The sequence below is a fragment of the Streptomyces sp. NPDC059582 genome (genome assembly GCF_042735715.1).
GTDB lineage: Bacteria > Actinomycetota > Actinomycetes > Streptomycetales > Streptomycetaceae > Streptomyces.
On the sequence record NZ_JBHWCC010000051.1, the window covers coordinates 1 to 24,815 of the forward strand.

Consider the following 24,815-nt stretch of genomic DNA (forward strand, 5'->3'; position numbering starts at 1 on the left):
GCCTCGCCCTGAACGCTGCCGACGCCTAAGGCGTACCTATGACCGTCAGTTGTCGTCCTCGTCGATGAGGAACCCGCGCATCGGCGAGGGCGCCTGGCCCATCGGCGACGGGCCCTGCGGCCGCACCGGCGCCATCGGCTGGGTCATGGCCGGCGTCATCTGCTGCTGGCCGCCGTAGGACGGGGGAGCGGGGCTCGGCCCACCACCCATGCCCTGGCTGGTGCCGTACGACGGGGCGCTCGCGCCGGCCGGGGCCATGGAAGGCGCCGGGGACGGCGGCAGAGACGCGGCCGCCGGGGTACGCGGCGGAGCCAGCGAGTCGTCGGCCTGGGTCTCCAGCTGGCGCAGCTGCGACTCCAGGTAGGACTTCAGACGCGTGCGGTACTCGCGCTCGAAGCCACGCAGGTCCTCGACCTTGCGCTCCAGCGTGGCGCGGGCGGACTCCAGGGAGCCCATCGCGACGCGGTGCTTCTCCTGCGCGTCCCGCTCCAGGGCGTCGGCCTTGGCACGGGCGTCACGCTCGAGACCCTCGGCACGGCTGCGAGCCTCGCCGACGATCTTGTTGGCCTCGGAGCGGGCCTCGGCGATCGCCTGGTCGGCGGTCTGCTGGGCCAGCGAGAGGACACGGGCGGCGCTGTCGCCACCGGGGCCCTGACCGGGGCCGCCCATCGGACCGCCCATGGGGCCGCCCATCGGGCCACCCATCTGCTGCATGGGGGGCTGGCCACCCATCGGACCCTGGCCCATCGGACCCTGACCCATGGGGCCCTGGCCCATCGGACCACCCTGGCCCATGGGGCCCTGGCCCATCGGACCCTGACCCATCGGGCCGGGACCCTGCGGACCACCCTGACCACCGCCGGGACCGGCGGGCAGCTGCGGCGCACCGCTCGGCAGCTGGGGCGGGCCACCCATGGGGCCACCCATCTGCTGCTGCGGCGGGCCCGATATGCCGGCCGGCACGGGGCCGCCGGGACCACGCATGCCCTGCTGCGGCATCCCCTGCTGAGGCATGCCCTGCTGCGGCATCCCCTGCTGAGGCATGCCCTGCTGCGGCATCCCCTGCTGAGGCATGCCCTGCTGCTGGTCCTGTTCCGGAGGCTTGCGCATGTTCTGCTGGTTCTGGGCAGCAGCACGCGTGGCCGCGGCCAGCTTGGCGCGCAGGTCCTCGTTCTCGCGCAGCAGGCGCGTCAGTTCGGCTTCGACCTCGTCGAGGAAGGCATCGACCTCGTCCTCGTCATAGCCTTCTCGGAGGCGGACGGTCGTGAACTGCTTGTTCCGCACGTCCTCGGGGGTCAACGGCATCTCTTCACCTCAACGTAGTCATCGGCAGTCGGCAAGACCGTATCGTCCACAGTCACCTCGCGAGACTTCCCACGACGGAGATCAGGATGTAGACGATGATCATCAGTACGAAGAAGGACAGGTCTAGCGCCACGCCCCCGAGACGCAGCGGCGGAATGAACCGCCGCAGAAGCTTCAGCGGCGGATCGGTGACAGTGTAGGTGGCCTCCAGAACGACCACCATCGCCTTGCCGGGTTGCCACGAGCGGGCGAACTGGAAGACGTAGTCCATGACCAGTCGGAAGATCAGGATGATGAGGAAAAGCAGCAGCGCGTAGTAGATCACCTGCGCGAACACGCTCATGACTTGTGCTTCCCTCTCCCCTGTTCCGTACGACGTTCCGGTCCTGCGTCTCAGCTCTGGTTGAAGAACCCGCCCTCTGCGATGCGGGCCTTGTCCTCCGCCGTGACATCGACGTTAGCAGGCGACAACAGGAACACCTTCTGCGTCACCCGCTCGATGCTGCCGTGAAGACCAAACACCAAACCGGCAGCAAAGTCGACAAGTCGCTTCGCATCTGTGTCATCCATCTCAGTCAGATTCATGATCACCGGCGTGCCCTCGCGGAAGTGTTCCCCGATGGTACGGGCCTCGTTGTAGGTCCGGGGGTGAAGCGTGGTGATCCGGTACGGCTCTCGTTCCGACACGACCTTGGGCATGATCACCGGGGCGTTCTTCTCCAGGCTCTGGCGTTCTTGTGTGATGGATGCCACGGGCGCGATGCGCGCCGGACGCCCGGATTCCGCGGCGAGCGAAGCCGCGTGGGGCATCGGGTCACGCGGAGGTGACGGCTGCACCACTCGTACCGGTTCGTCCCTTTGCGCCTGATGTGCTCCGTGCAACTGGTGCGACGGCTCGTGCCGCCGGTGGTCCCGCTCGGGCTCCGGGTCCAGTTCGGGTTCGAAGTCGTCGTCGGGGTCGAAGCCCCGGCCGTCGTACCCATCGTCCTCCACGAGGCCGAGGTAGACCGCCATCTTGCGCATCGCGCCGGCCATGCTCTGAGTCCTCCGCTCTGTGGTGGATCCGCTGACGACTGCCAAGTCCCGCGATCCACGTGGTCTTTACATCCGCCTTTCGGCGGTAATGACCATATTTTCTGCTGTGGTCCGACTTCCTGGCGACGTTACCCGAGCCTGGGGCGGACTCCGAGTACCGCAGTGCCGACGCGCACATGTGTCGCCCCGGCCGCCACGGCCTCCTCGAGGTCCGCACTCATCCCTGCCGAGACCATGTTCGCAGCCGGATGGGCTCGGCGCAGGTCGGTCGACAAATCCATCAACCGCCCGAACGCCGCCTGTTGGCGCCCCGCGTACTCCCCGGTGAGCGGGGCCACCGTCATCAGTCCGTCGAGCCGCAGCCCCGGAGCACCGGCGACCAGATCGGCCAACTCTTCGATTCCGCCGGGCGCGACGCCGCCCCGCTCGCCCCGCGCGCTCTCCCCCGCGTCCAGTGCGACCTGGAGGAGACACCCCAGTTCGCGCCCGGCGCGCACGGCCTCCTTCGACAGGGCGGTCACCAGCCTGGAGCGGTCGACGGACTGCACGACATTTGCGTAACCCACCACTGATCGCACCTTGTTGGTCTGCAATTGGCCGACAAAATGCCAAATAAGGGGCAGATCCAAACATTCGGCGGCTTTGGGTGCCGCGTCCTGGTCCCGGTTCTCGGCCACATGACGAACGCCGAGTTCCGACAGGACCCGCACATCGCTCGCGGGATAGGTCTTGGTGACCACGATCAGGGTCACCTCCTCGCGCTTGCGGCCCGAGGCCACGCACGCGGCGGTGATACGCTGCTCCACTTTCGCCAGATTTGCGGCGAGTTCGTCCTTACGGTCCGTCATGCCCCATCAGTCCAGCCAGACGTAGCCGGCGAGCCGCCCTGTGGTGCGGTCGCGCCGGTACGAGAAGTGGTCGCCGGACTCGAGCGTGCACACCGGCGACTGCTCCCGGTCGTGCACCCCGAGCCGTTCGAGCTGCGCGTGCACGCCGGCGGCCACGTCGACGGCGGGAGTGCCCCAGCTCGTCTCGGCGTGCGCCGCCGGTTCGACGGCGGCGACCTCGGAACGCATCGCTTCCGGCACTTCGTAGCACCGGCCGCAGACGGCGGGTCCGGTGCGGGCGACGATGCGGGCGGGGTCGGCGCCGAGGGAGCGCATCGCGTCGACGGCGGCGGGTACGACCCCGGCGATCATGCCCGGCCGGCCGGCGTGCGCCGCGGCGACCACCCCGGCCACCGGGTCGGCCAACAGGACCGGGACGCAGTCGGCGGTGAGCACCGCGAGGGCGAGCCCCCGGGTGGTGGTCACCAGAGCGTCGACCGGCGGGGCGAGCCGGGTGGTCCACGGTCCGTCGACCTCGGCGACGTCGTTGCCGTGCACCTGGTTCATCCAGACCACCCGGGCCGGGTCGAGCTCCAGCGACTTCGCCGCCAGCTCGCGGTTGGCGCGTACGGCGTCGGGGTCGTCGCCGACCGCGCCGCCGAGGTTGAGCTCCTCGTACGGAACGGCGCTCACCCCGCCCCACCTGTCGGTGAAGGCGAAGTGCGCGCCGTTCACAGTGCCCGTTGCGGAGCGCTGTCCTATCACTTCAGGAAGTCCGGTACGTCGAGCTCTTCGGCCGCGCTGTCGGAGTAGCTGCGCGACGGCGGGACCGGCGGGCCGACCGGGAGGTCGTGCACCGGCTCCGGGGCGGGCTCCGGCTCCTCCTTCGGCGTGACGCTGCCGAGCGAGCCGAAGGACGGACGGCTCTCCTGCTGCCGCGCCGGGGCGGGCTCGTCGCGCCGGGCCGAGGACGAGGACGAACCGAGGACGGTGTCCCGGCGGGCCGGCGGCTGACCGCCGTCGAAGCCGGCCGCGATCACGGTGACCCGCACCTCGTCGCCGAGGGCGTCGTCGATGACCGCGCCGAAGATGATGTTGGCCTCGGGGTGGGCCGCCTCGCTGACCAGCTGGGCCGCCTCGTTGATCTCGAACAGGCCGAGGTCGGAGCCGCCGGAGATGGAGAGCAGGACGCCCCGGGCGCCGTCGATGGACGCCTCCAGCAGCGGCGAGGAGATCGCCATCTCGGCCGCGGCCACCGCGCGGTCGTCGCCGCGGGCCGAGCCGATGCCCATGAGGGCCGAACCGGCCTCGGACATGACCGACTTCACGTCGGCGAAGTCGAGGTTGATCAGGCCGGGGGTGGTGATCAGGTCCGTGATGCCCTGGACACCGGAGAGCAGGACCTGGTCCGCCGACTTGAACGCGTCGAGCACCGAGACCTGGCGGTCCGAGATGGACAGCAGCCGGTCGTTCGGGATGACGATGAGGGTGTCGACCTCTTCGCGGAGTTCCGCGATGCCGTCCTCGGCCTGGTTCGCGCGGCGCCGTCCCTCGAAGGTGAACGGGCGCGTGACCACGCCGATGGTGAGGGCGCCGAGCGAGCGGGCGATGTTGGCCACGACGGGCGCGCCGCCGGTGCCGGTGCCGCCGCCCTCGCCGGCCGTCACGAAGACCATGTCGGCCCCCTTGAGGACCTCCTCGATCTCCTCGCGGTGATCTTCCGCCGCCTTGCGGCCGACAGCCGGGTTGGCGCCGGCGCCGAGTCCGCGGGTGAGTTCGCGGCCGACGTCGAGCTTGACGTCGGCGTCGCTCATCAACAGCGCCTGCGCGTCCGTGTTGATGGCGATGAACTCGACGCCCTTGAGACCGACCTCGATCATCCGGTTGATGGCATTGACACCACCGCCGCCGACACCGATGACTTTGATGACTGCGAGGTAGTTCTGCGGTGCTGCCACGTCGAAGGCCTCTCGCCTCGAGTTACGTGTCGCCGCCTCGCCGTGTTGCGATCCGACGACTGATGCCGAAATGGGACGGTCCGTAACGCCGACCCGAACCCTAACCCTGAAGTTTAGGGTTACCAGTGTGTCTGTTCCCTGGAGTCTTCTGAACAGGACACTAAGTCGACAAGTGGCGCACGTTCAACGAACACGCCGAACCTCCCGTTTTTCTTTTCACCCTATGTGATCAGGCGTAGCGCTGCCCAACCAGGGTGCTGGCCTGCGCAGATGTGCGTCAACTCACCGCTGACGCAGGGGCGGTGGGCACGCTGACATCGAAGTACCGCGCGTCGGACGCCGCTTTCATCAGGGCGGTCAGAGTACGGGCCTTCAGCGGACCCTGCTCACCACTCCCCCACACGACGGTCCGGTCGGCGGTCAACTCCAGCGAGATGTCGTCGTAGGAACGCACCTTGACGACCCGGGTCGTGCGGGCGACGGCGGCCGGAATGTCCCCGGCGACCCGGACGGCCTCCAGAACCAGCCGGTCCTCGTCGAAGCGTCGCAGGCTCGCGGTGGCCGAACCCGTCCGGGAAACCGACAATTCCAGCGCCGGAATGCCACTCGGAGCCTCTGAAACCGTGGCGAAACGGACACCTTCGTCGTCCACTTCGACGAAGGCGGCGCCCTTTCGGACAAGCAGAACCGGAGAACGCTCGGTCACTTTCAGCCCGATTCCATGCGGCCAGGAACGGACCACGTCAACCGAGTCAATTCGGGGCAATTTCTGCCGCAGTCGCGCCTCGATCACATCGGTGTCGACCGAAATGAGCGGTGCTCCGACCGGTACGTCGGCGGCTTCGCGCACCTGCTCCGGGGTCAGCACGCCGGTGCCCGAGACCGAGACCCGCTCCACGCGCAGCCACTGCGAGCCGTACAACGCCCAGACGCAGCCCGCGCCCAGGAGGACGGCACCGAACGCGAGAATGATCATCACACGAAGCCGACGCCGTCCGAACCTTCGGACGAGGGGCGGGCCGGACGACTCCTGTCGGCGTTCACCGCGCTCTGCGATGGTGGGTCCGGCCACGCGCACTCCCTTCGTGGCTCGCTCGCCTCCGGGGCGCCCGGGTCGGTGTCGAGAGCTCAAGCGTGCCCGGCCTTTCGGGCCTTCGCGCGCTCAATCTCCCGACACCGCCGCGCCCCTTCGGCTCACTCGCCGATGCGTTACTGGTGACGGCGCGAGGCGATCGCCTCGTAGACCATGCCGACGAGCAGGTCGTCGGCGTCCCGGCGGCCGAACTCGCTGGCGGCGCGGGACATCTCGTACAGCCGGTGCGGGTCGGCGAGCACGGGCAGGACGGTCTCCCGCACCCACTCGGGCGTGAGTTCCGCGTCGTCGACGAGCAGACCGCCGCCGGCCTTGACCACCGGCTGGGCGTTCAGCCGCTGTTCACCGTTGCCGATGGGCAGCGGGACGTAGGCGGCCGGGAGCCCGACGGCGGAGAGTTCGGCGACGGTCATCGCGCCCGCGCGGCAGAGCATCATGTCGGCCGCGGCGTACGCGAGGTCCATCCGGTCCACGTACGGTACCGGGATGTACGGGGGCATCCCGGGCATCTGATGCACCTGCGGCAGTTCGTTCTTGGGGCCGACCGCGTGCAGGATCTGGATGCCGGCCTGCTGGAGCCACGGCGCGACCTGCTGGACCACCTCGTTGAGGCGGCGGGCACCCTGCGAGCCGCCGGAGACGAGCAGCGTCGGCAGGTTGGGGTCGAGTCCGAACGCCGCGCGGGCCTCCGGGCGTACGGCGGCCCGGTCGAGGGTGGCGATGGAGCGGCGCAGCGGGATGCCGATGTAGCGGGCGTCGCGCAGCTTGCTGTCCGGGGTGGAGACGGCGACCCGGGCCGCGTACCGCGAGCCGATCTTGTTGGCCAGGCCGGGGCGGGCGTTGGCCTCGTGGATCACGATCGGCACGCCGAGGCGCTTGGCGGCGAGGTAGCCGGGCAGGGCGACATAGCCGCCGAAGCCGACGATGGCGTCCGCCTTGGTGCGCTCCAGGATCTGCTCGGCCGCCTTGATCGTGCCGCGCAGCCGGCCCGGGACGGTGATCAGCTCGGGGGTGGGCTTGCGCGGCAGTGGCACGGCGGGGATCAGCGCGAGCTCATAGCCCCTCTCCGGTACGAGCCGGGTCTCCAGGCCGCGCTCCGTGCCCAGGGCCGTGATCCCCACCGTGGGGTCCTGCCTGCGCAGGGCGTCCGCGAGGGCGAGCGCGGGCTCGATGTGGCCGGCGGTCCCCCCACCAGCGAGTACGACATGCACCGAAATTCACCGCTCTCCGGACGAGCGCGCCGCCGAGGCACGCCGTCGCATCGTGTTCCATCTCCGAGGCCCCAGGTCGGGCGCGGGGCCTCCAGCCCGCTTTCTACCAAAGCGGGTCTGCCGCATCGCAAGCGCCGCCCGCGCAGCGGGTTCGTCGCGCGCGAAGGCGATCAGCAACCCGATGGCGAACATGGTCGGCAGCAGGGCGGATCCACCGTAGGAGAACAGCGGGAGGGGAACTCCGGCGATCGGCAGCAGGCCGAGCACCGCACCGATGTTGATCACCGCCTGAGCGACGATCCAGGTGGTCACGCCTCCCGCGGCATACCTGACGAAGGGGTCCTCCGTGCGTCCGGCCACGCGGATACCCGCATAGCCTAGAGCCGCGAACAGGGCGAGCACCGACAGTGTCCCCGCCAGGCCCAGTTCCTCGCCGGTGACGGCGAAGATGAAGTCGGTGTGCGCTTCGGGGAGTTGGCCCCATTTCTCCACACTCGCACCGAGCCCGGAACCGAAGATTCCGCCCGAGGCGAGGGCGTAGATGCCGTGCACGGCCTGCCAGCAGTCGACCGGGCCGCTCTGCGGTTCGGTGGCGCCGATGCAGGAGAGCCGGGCCATCCGGTTCGGGCTGGTCTTGATGAGGATCACGCCGATCGTGGCCGCGATCGACAGCACACCCACGAACAGCCGGGTCGGCGCGCCCGCCAGCCACAGCAGCCCGAACAGGATCGCCGTGAGGATGATCGCGGTGCCCATGTCGCCGCCGAGCATGATCAGCCCGAGCAGCAGGAAGGCCACCGGCACGAGCGGCACCAGCATGTGCTTCCACTGGGCCAGCAGTTTCTTGTCCTGTTTGCGCGCGATCAGGTCCGCGCCCCACAGCACCAGCGCGAGCTTGCCGAACTCGCTGGGCTGGATCTGGAAGGAACCGCCGAGCGAGATCCAGTTCTGGTTGCCGTTGACCGCGACTCCTATGCCCGGCACCTGCACCAGAGCCATCATGAAGACGGCGCCGGCCAGGATCGGGTAGGCCAGCGCGCGGTGCAGTGTCACCGGCATCCGGGAGGCGAGCAGCAGCAGTCCGCCACCGATGGAGGCGGCCAGGAACTGTTTGCGAAAGAAGAACGACCCCGGCAGCGCCATCTGCAACGCCGTGATCTGGGAGGCCGAGTAGACCATCACCAGACCGAGCACGGTGATCAGCAGACTGCCGCCGAGGATCAGGTAGTACGCGGTGAGCGGCCGGTCCCACGCTCTGCGGGCCCGCAGATAGAGGACCTGCAGCGGCCTGCCGCGCGCGGGCCGGGCAGCGGCCGGGCGCCGGGCCGCACGCTGCACGGGCGGACGCCCGGTACGGCTACCTGGCATCGGTGTCTCCGCTGTACGTCGGCCTCGACGGTCCCACGCGTCCCTCCCAGAGTCGCCCGGCAGGCGGCCGGGTCAGCGGAGATGTCCGATGGCGATCAGACACCCCCGGCGCCGAGTTCGCGCACCGCCTCCGCGAACGCGTCACCGCGCTTGTTGTAATTGGCGAACATGTCCATGGACGCGCAGGCCGGGGCCAGCAGTACGGTGTCGCCGGCGGAGGCGAGTCGCTGCGCCTCCCGGACCGCCGCGGACATCGCCCCAGTGTCGGTCCGGTCGAGGTCGACGACGGGTACTTCAGGGGCGTGTCGCGCCAGGGCTTCACGGATCAGGGCCCGGTCCGCGCCGATGAGGACGGCTCCGCGAAGCCGCTTCGCGGACTTGGCGACGAGTTCGTCGAAGGTCGCGCCCTTGGCCAGTCCGCCCGCGATCCAGACGATCGACTCGTAGGCCGCCAAAGAGGCCTCCGCCGCGTGCGTGTTGGTCGCCTTGGAGTCGTCGACGTACGCGACCCCGTCCACGTCGGCCACGTGCGCGATGCGGTGGGCGTCCGGCGTGAAGGCCCGCAGCCCGTCCCGTACGGCCGTGGCGGGCACCCCGAAGGCGCGCGCGAGGGCCGCCGCCGCGAGCGCGTTGGCGATGTTGTGCGGGGCGGCCGGCACGACGTCCGACACCTCCGCCAGTTCCTGGGCGTTCTTCTGCCGGTTCTCCACGAAGGCCCGGTCGACCAGGATGCCGTCCACGACGCCGAGTTGGGACGGCGCCGGTGCGCCGAGGGTGAACCCGACGGCCCGGCAGCCCTCCTCGACGTCCGCCGCGCGCACCAGGTCCTCGGTGGCCTTGTCGGCGACGTTGTAGACGCAGGCGATGCGATTTCCCTCGTAGATACGGCCCTTGTCGGCGGCGTACGCCTCCATGGAGCCGTGCCAGTCGAGGTGGTCGGGGGCGAGGTTCAGGACGGCGGCCGAGTGGGCGCGCAGGGAGGGCGCCCAGTGCAGCTGGTAGCTCGACAGCTCGACCGCGAGCACGTCGTAACGCTCGTCGCCGAGGACCGCGTCCAGCAGCGAGACGCCGATGTTGCCGACGGCGGCCGTGCGCAGGCCCGCCGCCTTCAGGATGGCGGCGAGCATCTGGACGGTCGTGGTCTTGCCGTTCGTGCCGGTGACGGCCAGCCAGGGCGCGGCGTCGGGGCCCCTGAGCCGCCAGGCCAGTTCGACGTCGCCCCAGACGGGGACGCCGGCCTCGGCGGCGGCCGCGAACAGCGGCTTGTCCGGCTTCCAGCCGGGCGCGGTGACGACGAGTTCGGTGCCTTCGGGCAGGGTGTCACCGTCACCGAGACGCACGGTGACGCCGAGCGCCTCCAGTTCGGCGGCCTGGGCCCGCGCCCGGTCGTCGTCGCCGTCGTTGACGACGGTGACCTTCGCGCCGAGCCCGTGCAGCACCTTGGCCGCCGGGACGCCGGAGACGCCGAGCCCGGCGACGGTGACGTTCTTCCCCTGCCAGTCGGTCACTTGTCCGCTGCCCATCCCGCGTAGAAGAGGCCCAGTCCGACGATCACACAGATGCCCTGGATGATCCAGAAACGGACCACCACAAGGACCTCGGACCAGCCCTTGAGTTCGAAGTGGTGCTGGAGTGGCGCCATGCGGAAGACGCGCTTGCCGGTGAGCCGGAAGGAGCCGACCTGGATGACGACCGACATGGTGATGAGGACGAACAGACCGCCGAGGATGGCGATCAGCAGCTCGGTGCGGGAGCAGATGGCGAGGCCCGCGAGGACACCGCCGAGCGCCAGCGAACCGGTGTCGCCCATGAAGATCTTGGCGGGCGAGGTGTTCCACCACAGGAAGCCGAGGCAGGAACCCATCAGCGCCGAGGCGATGACCGCGAGGTCGAGCGGATCGCGCACCTCGTAGCAGGCGTTCGGGTTCGTCAGGGTCATCGAGTTGGCGCAGGACTCCTGGAACTGCCAGACGCCGATGAAGGTGTAGGCGCCGAAGACGAGGACGGAGGCGCCGGTGGCCAGACCGTCCAGACCGTCGGTCAGGTTCACGCCGTTGGACATCGCCAGGATCATGAACAGCGCCCAGACGACGAACAGCACCGGGCCGATCGTCCAGCCGAAGTCCGTGATGAACGACAGCTTCGTCGAGGCCGGGGTCTGGTTGCGGCCGTCCGCGAACTGGAGCGAGAGCACCGCGAAGGCGATACCGACGGTCAGCTGGCCGGCCATCTTCGCCTTGGCCCGCAGACCGAGCGACCGCCGCTTGACGATCTTGATGTAGTCGTCCAGGAAGCCGACCAGGCCCATGCCCGTCATCAGGCCCAGCACCAACAGGCCCGAGTACGTGGGCGTGTAGCCGGTGATGACCTTGGACAGGAAGTAGGCCGCGATCGTCGCGAAGATGAACGCGATACCACCCATGGTCGGCGTACCGCGCTTGCTGGCGTGCTCGCGCGGACCGTCGTCGCGGATGTACTGACCGTAGCCCTTGCGTGCGAGGAGCTTGATCAGCAGCGGAGTGCCGATCAGGGTCAGGAACAGACCAATGACACCTGAGAACAGGATCTGCTTCATCATCGGGCGGAAACCTCACCCTCGGCACCGCTCTCGAGCAGCGCCTGCGCCACGCTCTCGAGACCGACCGATCGGGACGCCTTCACGAGCACGACGTCACCTGGGCGCAACTCGCTGCGCAACAGGTCGACCGCCGCCTGTGCGTCGGACACGTGCACCGACTCCTCACCCCACGAACCCTCGTTATATGCGCCCAGTTGCAGCCAGGCGGCTTCCCTGCCCCCGACCGCGACGAGCTTGCCGACATTGAGCCGGACGGCGAGCCGTCCGACCGCGTCGTGCTCGGCGAGAGCCTCGTCCCCGAGCTCGGCCATCTTGCCGAGCACCGCCCACGTACGGCCCCCGTTCGCCTGTGCGGCTTTGCCCATTGCCGCGAGCGCGCGCAAGGCGGCTCGCATGGACTCGGGGTTCGCGTTGTAGGCGTCGTTGACGACCGTCACGCCGTCCGGGCGCTCGGTGACCTCCATCCGCCAGCGGGAGAGGGAGCCCGCCTGGGAAAGCGCGGTGGCGATCTCTTCCGCGGACATGCCCAGCTCATGGGCGACGGCGGCCGCGGCGAGCGCGTTCGACACGTGATGCTCACCGTACAGGCGCATGGTCACATCACTGCACCCGGAGGGTGTGCGAAGACTGAAGGCGGGCTGTCCACTGTCCATGAGTCGCACGTTCTCGGCGCGAACGTCCGCTTCGTCGGACTCTCCGAAAAAGACCACCTTCGCCTTCGTACGGGAGGCCATGGCCCGTACCAACGGGTCGTCGGCGTTGAGGACCGCGACACCGCCGTCCCCGGCCGCGGGCAGTGCCTCCACGAGTTCGCCCTTCGCCAGGGCGATCTGCTCGCGGCCGCCGAACTCGCCGATGTGGGCGGTGCCGACGTTGAGCACGAGGCCGATCCTCGGCGGCGTCAGGTCGGTCAGGTAACGGATGTGGCCGATACCGCGGGCGCCCATCTCCAGCACCAGGAACCTGGTCTCCTCGGTGGCGCTGAGGGCGGTCAGCGGCAGCCCGATCTCGTTGTTGAGCGAGCCGGGGGTCCACACCGTGGGTCCCTTGCGCTGGAGCACCTGCGCGATCAGGTCCTTGGTACTGGTCTTGCCCGCGGAGCCGGTGAGGGCGACGAGGGTGGTGCCGAGTTCGCGCACCACGTGCCGGGCGAGGGCGCCGAGGGCGCTCTGGACGTCCTCGACCACGATCGCGGGGACACCGACGGGCCGGGACGCCAGCACGGCGACGGCGCCCGCGTCGACGACCGCCCGCGCGAAGTCGTGGCCGTCCACGCGTTCACCGACGAAGGCGACGAACAGGCCGCCCGGCACCACCTCTCGGGAGTCCCGGACGACCGGCCCGGTGACCTGGACGGACGGATCCGGTATGTCGTGCGTCTGCCCGCCGACGACTGCTGCGATCTCGGCGAGGGAGAGGGCGATCACAAGTTCATCCCTGAGTCTTCTGGATAGCTGCGCGAAGCACCTGGCGGTCGTCGAAGGGACGGACCACTCCGGCGATGTCCTGGCCCTGCTCATGGCCCTTGCCCGCGACCAGCACGGTGTCCCCCGCCTGGGCGCGGGCGACGGCGGCGGCGATCGCGGCGGCCCGGTCCTCGAAGAGGAGCACCTCGCCGCGCTCGTGCGCGGGTACGGAGGCCGCGCCCTCGAGCATGCTCGCCAGGATCGCCAGGGGATCCTCGGAGCGGGGGTTGTCGGAGGTCAGTACGGCCGTGTCGGCGAGCCGGGCGGCGGCGGCGCCCATCGGCCGGCGCTTGGTCGTGTCCCGGTCGCCGCCGCAGCCGAGCACGATGTGCACCCGGCCCTTGGTGACCTTGCGCAGGGCGCGCAGCACCGACTCGACGGCGTCGGTCTTGTGCGCGTAGTCGACGACCGCGAGGTACGGCTGCCCCGCGTCGACCCGCTCCAGGCGGCCCGGCACCCCGGGCACCGCCGACACGCCGTCGGCGGCGGTCTGCGGGTCGAGACCGGCCATCGCGAGGGCGACGATCGCGGCGAGGGTGTTGGCCACGTTGAAGGGACCCGGCAGCGGAGACCTGGCGGCGACCCGCTGCCCCTCGGGACCGGCCACGACGAACGTCGAGTCCATCGGGCCGACCCGGACCTCCTCGGCACGCCAGTCGGCGTCGGGGTGGCCCTCGGCGGAGAAGGTGACGACCGGGACGGTGGCCTCCCCGGCCAGCCTGCGGCCGTAGTCGTCGTCGAAGTTGACGACGCCGAGCCTGCTGCGTTCCGGGGTGAACAGCTGCGCCTTGGCCCGGAAGTAGTCCTCCATGTCGGAGTGGAACTCCATGTGTTCCGGGCTGAGGTTGTTGAAGACGGCGATGTCGAAGACACAGCCGTCGACCCGGCCGAGCACCAGGGCGTGGCTGGAGACCTCCATGGCGACCGCCTCGACACCGCGCTCGCGCATCACCGCGAACAGGGCCTGGAGGTCGGTGGCCTCGGGGGTGGTCCGCTCGGACTTGATGCGCTCGTCGCCGATGCGCATCTCGACGGTGCCGATCAGTCCGGTGGCGCGGTCCGCCTTCAGGCCGCCCTCGACCAGGTAGGCGGTCGTGGTCTTGCCGGAGGTGCCGGTGATGCCGATCTGGAGCAGGTCGCGGCCGGGGTGGCCGTAGATGGTGGCCGCCAGCTCGCCCATGCGGCCGCGCGGGTCGTCGACGAGCAGTACCGGCAGGCCGGTGGCGGCGGCGCGTTCGGCGCCGGCCGGATCGGTCAGGACGGCGACCGCGCCGAGCCCGGCCGCCTGCACGACGAAGTCGGCGCCGTGCGCGCGGGCGCCGGGCAGAGCGGCGTAGAGGTCGCCGGGGCGGACGGCGCGCGAGTCATGGGTGATGCCCGTGATGTCGGCGGCGTGTTCCGGAGTGGTGGCGCCCAGCTGATCGGCGAGCTCCGCAAGGGGGGTTACGGAGACCTGGACCGGCCGGGGCGGGCCCGGGTATGTCACGGGAACGCCCTTCTGGGTGATTTGGGACTGATCAGCGTGTGGCACGGCGGTGAGCGTACCGGGCGCACCGGGCTGCGAGCGAAGCGAGGGGCCTGGCGCGCCCCGGTTCCCGGGCTGGGGAGTGATCATGGTCACGGGCTGGTTTCCTGGCTGGTTCGGTGCTGAGCGGTGCTGTGTTCCGTGCCGGTCAGGGCTTGAAGGAGACGGGGAGGCTGGCGGCCTTCGCCCCGGTGGGCGGGACCTGGAGGGTCTTCAGCGCGAACTCCATGACCTGCTTGTAGATGGGGCCGCAGATCTGGCCGCCGAAGTAGCTGCCCTCGGTGGCGTTCTGGATCGCGCAGTAGACGGTGACGCGCGGGTTGTCCGCGGGGGCGAATCCGGCGAACGACGACGTGTATCCCTTGTACTTGCCGGTGGCCGGATCCACGCGGTTGGCCGTACCGGTCTTGCCCGCGACACGGTAGCCCGGGATGCGCGCCTTGGTGCCGGTGCCCTCCTGGTCGTCCACGACCGACTCCAGCATCTGGGCGAGGCTCTTGGCCGTCTTCGCACTGATGACCCGGGTCTTCTTGGGCTGCGCGGCCGGGGTGAAACGCTCGTCCGCTCCCTTGGTGCCGCGGACGAGGGTGGGCTCGACGCGGACCCCGCCGTTGGCGATCGTCGAGTAGACGGACGCCGCCTGCATGGCGTTGATGGACACGCCCTGGCCGAAAGGAATCGTGTACTGCTGCGACGTGGACCAGGAGTCCGGCGCCGCGAGGATGCCCCTCGTCTCACCGGGGAAGCCGAGTCCGGTGTAGCCGCCGATGCCGAACTTGCGCAGGTAGGAGGAGAGGACCCGGTTGGCCTCGCGCTGCGTCTTGCCGAGCTGCCCGGTGGCGAGGATCGTGCCGATGTTGCTGGACTTGGCCAGGACGCCGTTGAGCGTCAGGGACCAGGTCGAGTGGTCGATGTCGTCCTTGAAGAGCCGGTCGCCGCGGTGCAGCCGGTTGGGCACGGTGACGTGCGTCAGCGGCGTGGCGGCGTTCTCCTCCAGCACGGCGGCCATCGACATGACCTTGGCGGTGGAGCCGGGCTCGTAGGCGTCCTGGAGGGCCGCGTTGCCGAGGGCCGAAGGGCTGGCCTCGGACAGGTCGTTGGGGTCGAAGCCGGGCGAGTTGGCCATGGCCAGGATCTCGCCGGTGCGGGTGTCCTGCACGATGACGTAGCCGCGGTCCGCCTTGGACTTCCTCACCTGCTCGGTGATGGCGTTCTGCGCGGCCCACTGGATGTCGCGGTCGATGGTGAGCTCGACATCGCTGCCGGGCACGGCGGGCGTCTCGGTGGAGCCCACGGTCGGCACCTGACGGCCGCCCGACTGGGCGTAGCGGATCTTGCCGTCCTCGCCGGTCAGCAGTTGGTTCAGCTGCTGCTCGACGCCGCCGCCGCCCTTGCCGTCGGCGTTGACCCAGCCCAGTATCCCGGCGGCGAGGTCGCCGTTGGGGTACACGCGCCTGCTGGTGGGGTCGGCGAAGACACCGGCGAGGGCGTTGACGGTGGCGTCGTCCGTCTGCGCCTTCTTGGCGAGGGCGGCCTTCAGGTCCTTGATCTGCGTCCAGACCTGCGGGGTCTGGCGCCCGGCGAGCCTGACGTACTGGAGCTTCTTGTCGCCGGGCCTGAGCTTCCTGACGAGCACGGCCTGGTCCAGGCCGAGGATCGGGGCGAGCAGCGCCGCCGCCTGCTCGGGCCCGTCGCCGACCTTCAGCTGCTTGCGCGTGAACATCGTGGGGTCGGCGGTGATGTCGTACGCGTCGACGCTGGCCGCCAGCGCCACGCCGTTGCGGTCGGTGATCCCGCCGCGCTCGGCGGCCAGGGTGTGCACGACGTAGCGGTTCTGCTCGGCCTTGGCAGCGTACGCGCCGGCGTCGACGGCCTGCACCTGGAGCAGGCGTACGACGAACGCGATCAGCACCAGGGTCAGGGCGAGGCTGACCATGCGCAGCCGGGGACGAGGGCTGCCCAGCCGCAGGACCTGCGGCGCCGCGGGCCGGGCCGGGACGGGCCGACGGGCCGGCCGGGCACCGGGGCCGGGCCGTCGCCGGGCCGTGCCCGGCCGAGCGGGGCGGGCCGGGCCTGGCACGCGGCGGCGTGGCGGTTCCCTGTCGGACACTTTCGTCACCTGCCAGGGGTCGTGGTCGGGGTGGGCGGCGCGCTGGGCAGGGGTGCGGAGCTGAGCGCCTCCGGTGGGCGCAGCGCGATCGGGAGCTGCGTCGCGGACCGCCGGGCCGCCGCCGAGGGAACGCCCTTGACGGTGCCGTCCGGGTCGAGGAAGGCGGGATCGCCGCCGGGGACCATGCCCAGTTCGCGGGCGCGGCGCTGGAGGGCGTCGGGTGCGGAGTAGGAGTCCACGTCGCGCTGGAGCGCCTGCTCCTCGTCGGTGAGGTTCTTGGTGTCGGTCTGGAGGTCGTCCAGCTGGAACGAGCCTTCGCTGAGGGCCGAGTTGAGCACGAGGAGACCGATGAGGCCGCCGCCGAGGAGGAGGACGACGAGGAGGACGAACGGAGTCCGGGCCGCCCGGCCGGGACCTGACGGGAAGAGCCGCGCGAGACGGGCGGCCCTCCCCTTCAGTTCGGGTTTCCTACTCACTCGCCCTCCACTGAGCTGGAATTCCGAACCCGGGTCCGGGTGTCGTGTCGGCACGCCCGTCCTGCGCCTGCGTCACTCGACGTCCTCCCTGATGCGCTCCGCTCCACGCAGCCGGGCCGGGGCGGCCCGCCGGTTCTCGGCGACCTCTTCCTCGGTGGGAAGTTCGGCACCGCGTGTGAGCAGCTTGAGCCGGGGCTGGTAACGCTCGGGGACGACCGGCAGACCGGGTGGCGCGGTGTTGGCGGCTCCGGCCGCGAACACCTGCTTGACCAGGCGGTCCTCGAGCGAGTGGTACGACAGGACGGCGATCCGGCCGCTCACGTCGAGTGCCTTGACCGCCGCCGGGATCGCCCGCTCCAGGACGGACAGCTCGCCGTTGACCTCGATGCGCAGGGCCTGGAAGGTGCGCTTGGCCGGGTTGCCGCCGGTGCGCTTGGCGGCCTGCGGCAGCGCGTCCCGGATCAGCTCGACCAGCCGGGCGCTGTTGCTGAACGGCTCCTGCTCGCGCACCCGCACGATGGCGCCGACGATCCGCTTGGCCTGCTTCTCCTCGCCGTAGGCCCGCAGGATCCGGACGAGTTCGCCGGGCGGGTAGGTGTTGAGGACCTCGGCGGCGCTCATGCCGGTCGTCTGGTCCATGCGCATGTCGAGCGGGGCGTCCTGGGCGTAGGCGAAGCCGCGGTCGGCCTCGTCGAGCTGCATGGAGGAGACGCCGAGGTCGAACAGGACGCCCTGGACGCGCGGGATGCCGAGGCGGTCGAGGACCTCGGGGAGTTCGTCGTAGACCGCGTGCACCAGGGTGGCGCGGTCACCGAAGGGGGCGAGCCGCTCGCCGGACAGGCGCAGGGCCTCCTTGTCGCGGTCGAGGGCGACGAGCCGGGCCTGCGGGAAACGCGTCAGCAGGGCCTCGCTATGGCCGCCGAGCCCGAGGGTGCAGTCGACGACCACGGCACCCGGTCGGCCGAGGGCGGGGGCCAACAGGTCCAGGCACCGCTGGAGCATCACCGGGACGTGTCGACTCTGGCTCAAGGGGCCCTCTCAGGTCCGGCGCGGTATACGCACCGCCGGGTCCCCCGCCCGCTCGTGAAGGGGAGGCCTGCCGGCGCCGAAAGCGTCAGCCGACCGGGAGCGGGAGGAGGCCGAGCCGTACGTACGCGCCGCGCACGTGGGGAGATCTCCGGACAGCAGACCGGGGTCTCCGGGGGAATTCGTCCAGCAGGGAGAGCCTCGCCTCCCGCTTCGCGTCACTTTAGTCCACCGTGTGGCGGGGTCAATCAACCGGCCTGCGCGTCGCGCGCCGGTGTGAGTGCGAAGCGGCAAACCGGGGAAAATCACCCCTGCGGATGCACCGCGACCACCTGTGTGGGTTAGCTCACAAGAGGACGTGATGACACTCTTTTCCCCCTCTCACACCGCGACTGGATCGACTGTGACCAGTACGGTCATAGCTATGACGACTTCCGCATCGGTTCCCACCGGCTCCGAGGCCGCCATATCCGGCGGTACCGTGACCGACCGTCTCGTCGAGGCCAACGAGCGGTACGCCGCCGCGTTCGCCGACCCCGGAATGGACGCCCGGCCCGTCCTGCGCGTGGCCGTCGTGGCCTGCATGGACGCCCGTCTCGACCTGCACGCCGCGCTCGGTCTGCAACTGGGCGACTGTCACACCATCCGCAACGCGGGCGGCGTCGTCACCGACGACGTGATCCGCTCCCTCACCATCAGCCAGCGGGCGCTCGGCACCCGCAGCGTCGTCCTCATCCACCACACCGGCTGCGGTCTGGAGACCCTCACCGAGGAGTTCCGCCACGACCTGGAGATGGAGGTGGGCCAGCGCCCCGCGTGGGCGGTGGAGGCGTTCCGGGACGTCGAGCAGGACGTACGGCAGTCGATGCAGCGCGTGCGCACCTCGCCGTTCCTGCTGCACACCGACGACGTGCGTGGCTTCGTGTTCGATGTGAAGACCGGCCTGTTGCATGAGATAGACCCGGCCTAGCTGCGTATCAACCGTCGTAAGACCCGACATATCGCGGCCAGTTGTCCACAGGCGAGTGACACGAATCGGTAACGGCGGCAAGAATGCGGGTGTGGCGTCGCGCGGAACCCTTCGCGCGGTGCCCGAGTTTCGGGGTGGGCCGGTCCGCATCTCAGCGCGTCGGCCCGGGATGAACGGGCCGAGGAGGGCCGGGTGACGACCTATGACGATCGAGCGAGCCTCACTGATCTGACCGCCACTGTGGAGCGTGTCCGCAGTTCGGTGGAAGGGGTGATCGAGGGCAAGCCCGAGGTCGTACGGCTTTCGCTGACCGTGCTGCTCGCCGAGGGACATCTTCTGATCGAGGATGTCCCCGGCGTGGGCAAGACGATGCTGGCGAAGGCTCTGGCGCGGTCCATCGACTGTTCGGTGCGGCGCATTCAGTTCACTCCCGACCTGCTGCCGTCGGACATCACCGGCGTGTCCATCTGGGACCAGCAGCAGCGGGACTTCGAGTTCAAGCCCGGGGCGATCTTCGCGCAGATCGTGATCGGCGACGAGATCAACCGCGCCTCGCCCAAGACCCAGTCCGCGCTGCTGGAGTCGATGGAGGAGCGCCAGGTCACCATCGACGGGCAGACGTACGAGCTGCCCAGCCCCTTCATGGTGGTGGCCACCCAGAACCCGGTGGAGATGGAGGGCACCTATCCGCTGCCGGAGGCCCAGCGCGACCGTTTCATGGCCCGCGTCTCCATCGGCTATCCCAGCGCGGAGGCCGAGTTGCAGATGCTCGACATCCACGGCGGGGTGAACCCGCTGGACGACCTGCAGCCCGTGGCGCACGCGCACGACATCGTGAAGCTGGTGGACGCCGTCAGGGGCGTCCATGTCGCCGAGGCGGTCCGCAGATACGCGGTGGAGCTGGTCGCGGCCACGCGCACCCACCCCGACCTCAGACTCGGCGCCTCGCCGCGCGCGACGCTGCATCTGCTGCGCGCGGCGAAGGCGTCCGCAGCCCTGAGCGGCCGGGATTACGCACTGCCGGACGACGTGCAGGCACTCGCCGTCGCCGTTCTCGCCCACCGTCTGCTGCCCACCGCACAGGCCCAGCTCAACCGCCGTACCGCGGAGCAGGTCGTCCAGGAGATCCTCCAGCGCACGCCGGTGCCCGCGGCGCCCCGGCAACAGGGCGGGTACGGCCTGGACCACGGCACCCCGGCCTATCCGCAGCGGCCGCCGCGGAGGCTGTGATGACCTCCGGGGGGACGGGGCAGGCGGAGGCCGACCGGGGCAGGAGGAGCGGCATCCGCACGGCCCTGGCCGGGCTGACCACCCGAGGCCGCTCGTTCCTGGCCGCCGGGATCGCGGCCGCCGTCTGCGCCTACGTCCTGGGCCAGGCGGATCTGCTCCGGGTCGGACTGCTCCTCGCGGCACTGCCGCTGGTCTGCGCGGCCGTGCTGCACCGCACCAGGTACCGGGTGGCCGGCAGCCGCCGGCTCTCCCCCGGGCGGGTGCCCGCCGGCAGCGAGGCCCGGGCCCATCTGCGGATGGACAACGTCTCGCGGCTGCCCACCGGTCTGCTGATGCTCCAGGACCGGGTGCCCTACGTGCTCGGTCCGCGCCCGCGCTTCGTCCTGGACCGGGTGGAGGCGGGCGGCCGCCGCGAGGTGTCCTACCGGGTCCGCTCCGACCTGCGCGGCCGCTACCCCCTGGGCCCGTTGCAGCTGCGCCTGACCGACCCGTTCGGGATGTGCGAGCTGACCCGGTCCTTCTCGACGTACGACACCCTGACCGTCATCCCGCGCGTGGAGGCGCTGCCGCCGGTCCGGCTGAGCGGTGAGGCGAAGGGGTACGGCGACGGGCGGCAGCGCTCCCTAGCCCTCGCGGGCGAGGACGACGTGATCCCTCGGGGCTATCGCCACGGCGACGACCTGCGCCGCGTCCACTGGCGCTCCACCGCCCGCTACGGCGAGCTGATGGTGCGCCGCGAGGAGCAGCCGCAGCGCGCCCGCTGCACCGTGCTCCTGGACACCCGGAGCCTCGCCTTCCGCGGCGCCGGTCCGGACTCGGCCTTCGAGTGGGCCGTCGCGGGTACCGCGTCCGTCCTTGTCCACATGTTCGAGCGGGGTTTCTCCGTGCGGCTGCTCACGGACACCGGCACCTCGGTGCCCGGCGAGGGCGCCGACGGCTTCGCGGGTGCCAGTCACGAATCGGCGGACGCGGCCGGGCTGATGATGGACACGCTCGCGGTGATCGACCACTCGGACGGCACAGGCCTGTCCCGGGCCTACGACCTGCTGCGCGGCGGGAACGAGGGACTGCTGATCGCCTTCTTCGGCGACCTCGACGAGGAACAGGCCGCGGTGGCCGCCAAGATGCGTCAGCGCAGCGGGGGCGCGCTCGCGTTCGTGCTGGACGGCGACGCGTGGGGGCGGGAACCGCACCACCCGTACGGCCCGGTGAACAGGCTGGAGGAACGGCTGCGGATGCTGCGTGAGGCGGGCTGGACGGCCCTGAGCGTGCCGCGGGGCGCCACCATGGAGGACCTGTGGCGCCAGGCCGACCGGGACCGCGCCGGCCTCGCGGCGACGGGCGCGGCGAGCACGACGGGCGCGGCGAGCACGACAGGCGCGGGCGGGACGAGCGGTGGGGAGAGCGGCTCATGAGCGGGCAGGCACGGATGACGCTGTGCGCCTGGGCGGCCACGCTGCTGACGGCGAGCGCGCTGCTGCCGCTGGTCGTGTCGATCAACTGGCTGTTCCAGGCGGCCCTCCTGCTGTCGATCCAGGCGGGCGTGGGCGCGGCGGCCCGGCGGATACCCCTGCCCCGGTCACTGACGGTGCTGGCGCAGGTCCTGGTCACGCTGGTGCTGCTGACCCTGGCCTTCGCCCGGCAGCAGGCCCTCGCCGTGCTGGTGCCCGGCCCGGACGCCTTCCGTCACCTCGGCGACCTGTTGCAGGCGGGCACGGACGACGTGGGGCGGTACGCGATCCCCGCGCCGCTGTCCGACGGCATCCAGCTGATGCTCGTCGGCGGGGTGCTGGTCATCGGGCTGCTGGTGGACATCCTCGCGGTGACCTTCCGCAGCGCGGCCCCGGCCGGGCTGCCGCTGCTCGCGCTGTACTCCGTGGCGGCCGGTCTCTCGAACAGCTGGCTCGACTGGTTCTTCTTCATGTGCGCGGCGGGCGGCTATCTGCTGCTGCTGTTGTCCGAGGGGCGGGACCGGCTCGCGCAGTGGGGCCGGGTGTTCGGCGGGGCGGCCCGCGCACCGGGCGGCGAACCCGGCCCGTCGGCGCCGTTGCGCACCGGCCGCCGCATCGGCGCGGTCTCGCTCGGCATCGCCGTGCTGGTACCGCTGCTGCCGCTGCCCGAGATACAGAGCGGGCTGCTGGACAGCGCCAGGACCGGGGTGGGCGCCGGCAGCGGGGGCGGCGGCACGATCTCGGCGGTGAACCCGCTGGTGTCGCTGCGCGACAGCCTGAACGTGGACGAGGACCGCACGGTCCTGGTCCTGCGCACCAACAGCAACAACCTCTCGGACATGTATCTGCGGATCGTGTCCCTGGACGACTTCGACGGCACGACGTGGAAACCGTCCAAGCGGCGCATCGTCACGGTGCCGGACGAGTTCCCCACCCCGACCGGGCTGGGCGTCGACATCAAGCGCGCGCAGATCACGACCCGGATCGCGGCCGCCGACTGGTACGCCCAGGACTGGCTGCCGATGCCGTACCCGCCGAGCGATGTCAGCGTCAAGGGCAACTGGCGCTACGAACCCGAGGGCATGACGCTCGTCGGCGACCACGGCCAGACCACACGCGGCGCGACCTACGAGGTCAAGAGCCTGCAGGTGCAGCCGACGGCGGAGCAGCTCGCCACGGCGCCCGAGGCGCCCGACCCGCTGCAGGGCCAGTACACGGCGGTGCCGAGCTCGCTGCCGGCGGTGGTGTCCAGGACCGCCCGCGAGATCACCCAGGGCGCGACGACCGACTACGCCATGGCGGTCAAGCTCCAGGACTACTTCGCCGTCAACGGCGGCTTCCAGTACGACACCGACGTGGAGGTCGGCAGCGGCCGCGACGCGATCACCCGGTTCCTGCGGGACAAGCGGGGCTTTTGCGTCCACTTCTCCTTCACCATGGCGGCGATGGCCCGCACGCTGGGCATCCCGGCGCGGGTCGCGGTGGGCTTCGCCCCGGGTACCCCGCAGGCGGACGGCTCGGTGTCGGTGGGTCTGAAGGACGCGCACGCCTGGCCCGAGCTGTACTTCGAGGGCGTGGGATGGACCCGCTTCGAACCGACCCCCACCCGGGGCACGACTCCGTCGTACACGCAGCCCGAGTCATCGGGGAGCACGGTTCCCGATCTGCCGCAGGCGAGCCGTTCGGCGGGCGCGGCCCCGTCCGACGCGCCCTCGGCGAGCACGAGCTGCTCGGCGGTGGACAAGAAGCTGGAAGCCTGCGCGGGATTGCTGTCGCCGGCCGCGCCGGGCAAGGGCGACAGCGGCTTTCCCTGGTCCCAGCTCTTCTTGTGGGGCCCGCTGGGGGCCGCTGTGGTGGCGCTGCTGTCGTGGCCCATGCTGTGGCGGCTCCGGCGCCGCTCGGTGCGGCTGGCGTCGGCGCAGCACGCCCCGTCCGCGGCGGCCCGCCGGGACCGCGCCGGTGAGCGGTACGCGGAGGACATCGACGTGACGGTGCTGCCGCCCGTCGAGGTCACGTCCCAGCAGGCGACCCGGATGGCCGTCGGGCATGTGCTGGCCGTCTGGCGCGAGCTCACCGACACGGCCTGGGACTACGGCATCGCGCCGGACGACGCGCTCACGCCCCGCAAGGCGGTCGCGCGGATCGCGCGGCTCGGGCAGCTGGACGAGCCCGCGTCCGCGTCGGTGCACCGGGTGGCGTCGGCCGTGGAGCAGGTGCTGTTCGCACCGCGGCCGCAGGCCGAGCCGGGTCTGGCCGACGACGTGCGACGACTGCGTGAGGCGCTGCGGTCGCGGGCGAGCTGGACCACCCGGCTGCGGGCGGTCGTCGCGCCCCGCTCCGCGGTCCGCGCGGTGTGGGACCTCAGTGACCGCTGGACGGCGCTGCGGGACGACTGGGCCGCGCGGTGGGCGGACCTGGTACAGCGCCGGCGACCGTCCGGACAGCGGAGCGGCTGAGGGTCACCCGACGGTCGGGACGACATCCCCTCCGTCGCGGCGCACGACTGAGGGGGTGACCACCGCCCGGTGGTCACCCCCTCAGCTGTGTCCTGGGAACTGGCGGGGAGTCAGTGACCCTGTTCGTCACGGCGCCGCTGCCAGCGCTGCTCGATGCGGTCCATCATGGACCGCTTGGTTCGTCCCTGACGGCGGCCCTGCGGCGGGGTTCCGGCCGGCTGCTCGCCGGGCTTGGGTGCCTTGCGCCAGCCGGTCACGGCGAGGACCGCGCATCCCAGCATGACGAGGAAGCCCACCACACTGAGCCAGACCTGCTTGGCGACCATTCCGGCCATGAGGAGCGCAATACCTACGAGGAAGCCCGCGACCGCCTGGTAGACCCGCCGCCGGGTGTACGTACGCAGCCCGCTTCCCTCGAGCGCCGACGCGAACTTGGGATCTTCGGCGTACAGCGCTCGCTCCATCTGCTCGAGCATGCGCTGCTCGTGCTCCGAGAGCGGCACGGAGTCCTCCTCATCGTGCAGTCGCCGGGGCGACCCGGGGGGTCCCTTCAGGATAGGCAGGGAATCGCCCCCGTGAAACCCGCCCCTCTGCGCCAATTGGCCAACCGAGATCCGCCATGGACGTCCGGCTCGCTGAAACTTCCATTCCCCAGCGGCCGTCCCGTCATGCCGGGTGGTCTCCCTCGATCATACGGCGGACAACGCCCGAACGGAGGCCCTGTGGCGTA

At 70.8% G+C, this 24,815-nt stretch carries 21 protein-coding genes; 4 read left to right on the forward strand and 17 right to left on the reverse strand.

The features are described from left to right. Nucleotides 1-45: 45 nt before the first annotated feature. The 16 genes from ACFV0T_RS32815 to rsmH all read right to left on the reverse strand — a co-directional run bounded on the left by ACFV0T_RS32815 (nucleotide 46) and on the right by rsmH (nucleotide 17,981). Complete coding sequence (locus ACFV0T_RS32815; protein WP_385787236.1) at nucleotides 46-1,305, reverse strand: DivIVA domain-containing protein; 1,260 nt, start codon at nucleotides 1,303-1,305, stop codon at nucleotides 46-48. Between the two features lie 52 nt (nucleotides 1,306-1,357). Continuing rightward, nucleotides 1,358-1,648 carry a YggT family protein gene (locus tag ACFV0T_RS32820; protein ID WP_385787238.1) on the reverse strand — a complete coding sequence of 97 codons (291 nt, stop codon included), beginning with the start codon at nucleotides 1,646-1,648 and terminating at the stop codon, nucleotides 1,358-1,360. A gap of 50 nt (nucleotides 1,649-1,698) precedes the next feature. After that, nucleotides 1,699-2,340: a cell division protein SepF gene (locus tag ACFV0T_RS32825; protein ID WP_385787241.1), complete on the reverse strand. Its 642-nt coding sequence runs from the start codon at nucleotides 2,338-2,340 to the stop codon at nucleotides 1,699-1,701. Between the two features lie 128 nt (nucleotides 2,341-2,468). Continuing rightward, nucleotides 2,469-3,188 carry a YggS family pyridoxal phosphate-dependent enzyme gene (locus ACFV0T_RS32830; RefSeq protein ID WP_385787244.1) on the reverse strand — a complete coding sequence of 240 codons (720 nt, stop codon included), beginning with the start codon at nucleotides 3,186-3,188 and terminating at the stop codon, nucleotides 2,469-2,471. Between the two features lie 6 nt (nucleotides 3,189-3,194). After that, nucleotides 3,195-3,932 carry a peptidoglycan editing factor PgeF gene (pgeF, locus tag ACFV0T_RS32835; protein ID WP_385787247.1) on the reverse strand — a complete coding sequence of 246 codons (738 nt, stop codon included), beginning with the start codon at nucleotides 3,930-3,932 and terminating at the stop codon, nucleotides 3,195-3,197. Further along, nucleotides 3,929-5,125, reverse strand: coding sequence for a cell division protein FtsZ (gene ftsZ, locus ACFV0T_RS32840; protein ID WP_385787250.1), 1,197 nt, complete (start codon nucleotides 5,123-5,125; stop codon nucleotides 3,929-3,931). The genes pgeF and ftsZ overlap by 4 nt, the downstream gene beginning before the upstream one ends. A gap of 277 nt (nucleotides 5,126-5,402) precedes the next feature. Further along, a complete protein-coding gene (locus tag ACFV0T_RS32845; RefSeq protein ID WP_385787253.1) occupies nucleotides 5,403-6,197 on the reverse strand; it encodes a cell division protein FtsQ/DivIB in 795 nt (264 codons plus the stop codon). 137 nt (nucleotides 6,198-6,334) lie between these two features. Continuing rightward, nucleotides 6,335-7,429, reverse strand: a complete 1,095-nt coding sequence (gene murG / locus ACFV0T_RS32850) for an undecaprenyldiphospho-muramoylpentapeptide beta-N-acetylglucosaminyltransferase (RefSeq protein WP_385787256.1) — start codon at nucleotides 7,427-7,429, stop codon at nucleotides 6,335-6,337. 6 nt (nucleotides 7,430-7,435) lie between these two features. Beyond that, nucleotides 7,436-8,797 carry a putative lipid II flippase FtsW gene (gene ftsW, locus ACFV0T_RS32855; protein WP_385787258.1) on the reverse strand — a complete coding sequence of 454 codons (1,362 nt, stop codon included), beginning with the start codon at nucleotides 8,795-8,797 and terminating at the stop codon, nucleotides 7,436-7,438. Nucleotides 8,798-8,892: 95 nt separating this feature from the next. Next, nucleotides 8,893-10,320 (reverse strand): UDP-N-acetylmuramoyl-L-alanine--D-glutamate ligase, encoded by a 1,428-nt coding sequence (murD, locus tag ACFV0T_RS32860; RefSeq protein ID WP_385787261.1) that lies wholly within the window; start codon nucleotides 10,318-10,320, stop codon nucleotides 8,893-8,895. Then, nucleotides 10,302-11,372, reverse strand: a complete 1,071-nt coding sequence (gene mraY, locus ACFV0T_RS32865; RefSeq protein ID WP_385787396.1) for a phospho-N-acetylmuramoyl-pentapeptide-transferase — start codon at nucleotides 11,370-11,372, stop codon at nucleotides 10,302-10,304. Before mraY ends, murD begins: the two co-directional genes overlap by 19 nt. Then, on the reverse strand, nucleotides 11,372-12,802 hold the full coding sequence (gene murF, locus ACFV0T_RS32870) for a UDP-N-acetylmuramoyl-tripeptide--D-alanyl-D-alanine ligase (RefSeq protein WP_385787263.1): 1,431 nt from the start codon (nucleotides 12,800-12,802) through the stop codon (nucleotides 11,372-11,374). Before murF ends, mraY begins: the two co-directional genes overlap by 1 nt. A gap of 4 nt (nucleotides 12,803-12,806) precedes the next feature. After that, the gene (locus ACFV0T_RS32875) at nucleotides 12,807-14,462 is read right to left on the reverse strand and encodes a UDP-N-acetylmuramoyl-L-alanyl-D-glutamate--2,6-diaminopimelate ligase (protein ID WP_385787266.1); all 1,656 of its coding nucleotides are present in this window, start codon (nucleotides 14,460-14,462) and stop codon (nucleotides 12,807-12,809) included. 52 nt (nucleotides 14,463-14,514) lie between these two features. After that, nucleotides 14,515-16,485, reverse strand: coding sequence for a peptidoglycan D,D-transpeptidase FtsI family protein (locus tag ACFV0T_RS32880; protein WP_385787269.1), 1,971 nt, complete (start codon nucleotides 16,483-16,485; stop codon nucleotides 14,515-14,517). Then, nucleotides 16,482-16,952, reverse strand: coding sequence for a septum formation initiator family protein (locus ACFV0T_RS32885; protein WP_385787272.1), 471 nt, complete (start codon nucleotides 16,950-16,952; stop codon nucleotides 16,482-16,484). Before ACFV0T_RS32885 ends, ACFV0T_RS32880 begins: the two co-directional genes overlap by 4 nt. A 72-nt stretch (nucleotides 16,953-17,024) precedes the next feature. Beyond that, nucleotides 17,025-17,981 (reverse strand): 16S rRNA (cytosine(1402)-N(4))-methyltransferase RsmH, encoded by a 957-nt coding sequence (rsmH, locus tag ACFV0T_RS32890; protein ID WP_385787275.1) that lies wholly within the window; start codon nucleotides 17,979-17,981, stop codon nucleotides 17,025-17,027. Between the two features lie 421 nt (nucleotides 17,982-18,402). Between rsmH and ACFV0T_RS32895 the strand changes: the two genes are divergently transcribed. The 4 genes from ACFV0T_RS32895 to ACFV0T_RS32910 all read left to right on the forward strand — a co-directional run bounded on the left by ACFV0T_RS32895 (nucleotide 18,403) and on the right by ACFV0T_RS32910 (nucleotide 24,085). Next, complete coding sequence (locus tag ACFV0T_RS32895; RefSeq protein WP_385787277.1) at nucleotides 18,403-18,948, forward strand: beta-class carbonic anhydrase; 546 nt, start codon at nucleotides 18,403-18,405, stop codon at nucleotides 18,946-18,948. Between the two features lie 192 nt (nucleotides 18,949-19,140). Continuing rightward, nucleotides 19,141-20,178 (forward strand): AAA family ATPase, encoded by a 1,038-nt coding sequence (locus ACFV0T_RS32900; RefSeq protein WP_385787280.1) that lies wholly within the window; start codon nucleotides 19,141-19,143, stop codon nucleotides 20,176-20,178. Further along, the gene (locus tag ACFV0T_RS32905) at nucleotides 20,178-21,593 is read left to right on the forward strand and encodes a DUF58 domain-containing protein (protein WP_385787283.1); all 1,416 of its coding nucleotides are present in this window, start codon (nucleotides 20,178-20,180) and stop codon (nucleotides 21,591-21,593) included. The genes ACFV0T_RS32900 and ACFV0T_RS32905 overlap by 1 nt, the downstream gene beginning before the upstream one ends. After that, nucleotides 21,590-24,085 (forward strand): DUF3488 and DUF4129 domain-containing transglutaminase family protein, encoded by a 2,496-nt coding sequence (locus ACFV0T_RS32910; protein ID WP_385787286.1) that lies wholly within the window; start codon nucleotides 21,590-21,592, stop codon nucleotides 24,083-24,085. The genes ACFV0T_RS32905 and ACFV0T_RS32910 overlap by 4 nt, the downstream gene beginning before the upstream one ends. Before the next feature lie 110 nt (nucleotides 24,086-24,195). On the opposite strand, the gene ACFV0T_RS32915 is transcribed toward ACFV0T_RS32910, so the two are convergent. Further along, the gene (locus ACFV0T_RS32915; RefSeq protein WP_385787289.1) at nucleotides 24,196-24,588 is read right to left on the reverse strand and encodes a DUF3040 domain-containing protein; all 393 of its coding nucleotides are present in this window, start codon (nucleotides 24,586-24,588) and stop codon (nucleotides 24,196-24,198) included. Between the last annotated feature and the right edge of the window lie 227 nt (nucleotides 24,589-24,815).

Bases quoted from the DNA above. Each gene is read 5' to 3' on its own strand.
- ACFV0T_RS32910 (WP_385787286.1), top strand. From the start codon at position 21,590: ATGAGCGGGCAGGCACGGATGACGCTGTGCGCCTGGGCGGCCACGCTG.
- ACFV0T_RS32905 (WP_385787283.1), top strand. From the start codon at position 20,178: ATGACCTCCGGGGGGACGGGGCAGGCGGAGGCCGACCGGGGCAGGAGG.
- murD (WP_385787261.1), bottom strand. From the start codon at position 10,320: ATGGGCAGCGGACAAGTGACCGACTGGCAGGGGAAGAACGTCACCGTC.
- ACFV0T_RS32830 (WP_385787244.1), bottom strand. From the start codon at position 3,188: ATGACGGACCGTAAGGACGAACTCGCCGCAAATCTGGCGAAAGTGGAG.
- ACFV0T_RS32895 (WP_385787277.1), top strand. From the start codon at position 18,403: ATGACGACTTCCGCATCGGTTCCCACCGGCTCCGAGGCCGCCATATCC.
- ftsW (WP_385787258.1), bottom strand. From the start codon at position 8,797: ATGCCAGGTAGCCGTACCGGGCGTCCGCCCGTGCAGCGTGCGGCCCGG.
- ACFV0T_RS32820 (WP_385787238.1), bottom strand. From the start codon at position 1,648: ATGAGCGTGTTCGCGCAGGTGATCTACTACGCGCTGCTGCTTTTCCTC.
- ACFV0T_RS32815 (WP_385787236.1), bottom strand. From the start codon at position 1,305: ATGCCGTTGACCCCCGAGGACGTGCGGAACAAGCAGTTCACGACCGTC.
- ACFV0T_RS32825 (WP_385787241.1), bottom strand. From the start codon at position 2,340: ATGGCCGGCGCGATGCGCAAGATGGCGGTCTACCTCGGCCTCGTGGAG.
- mraY (WP_385787396.1), bottom strand. From the start codon at position 11,372: ATGAAGCAGATCCTGTTCTCAGGTGTCATTGGTCTGTTCCTGACCCTG.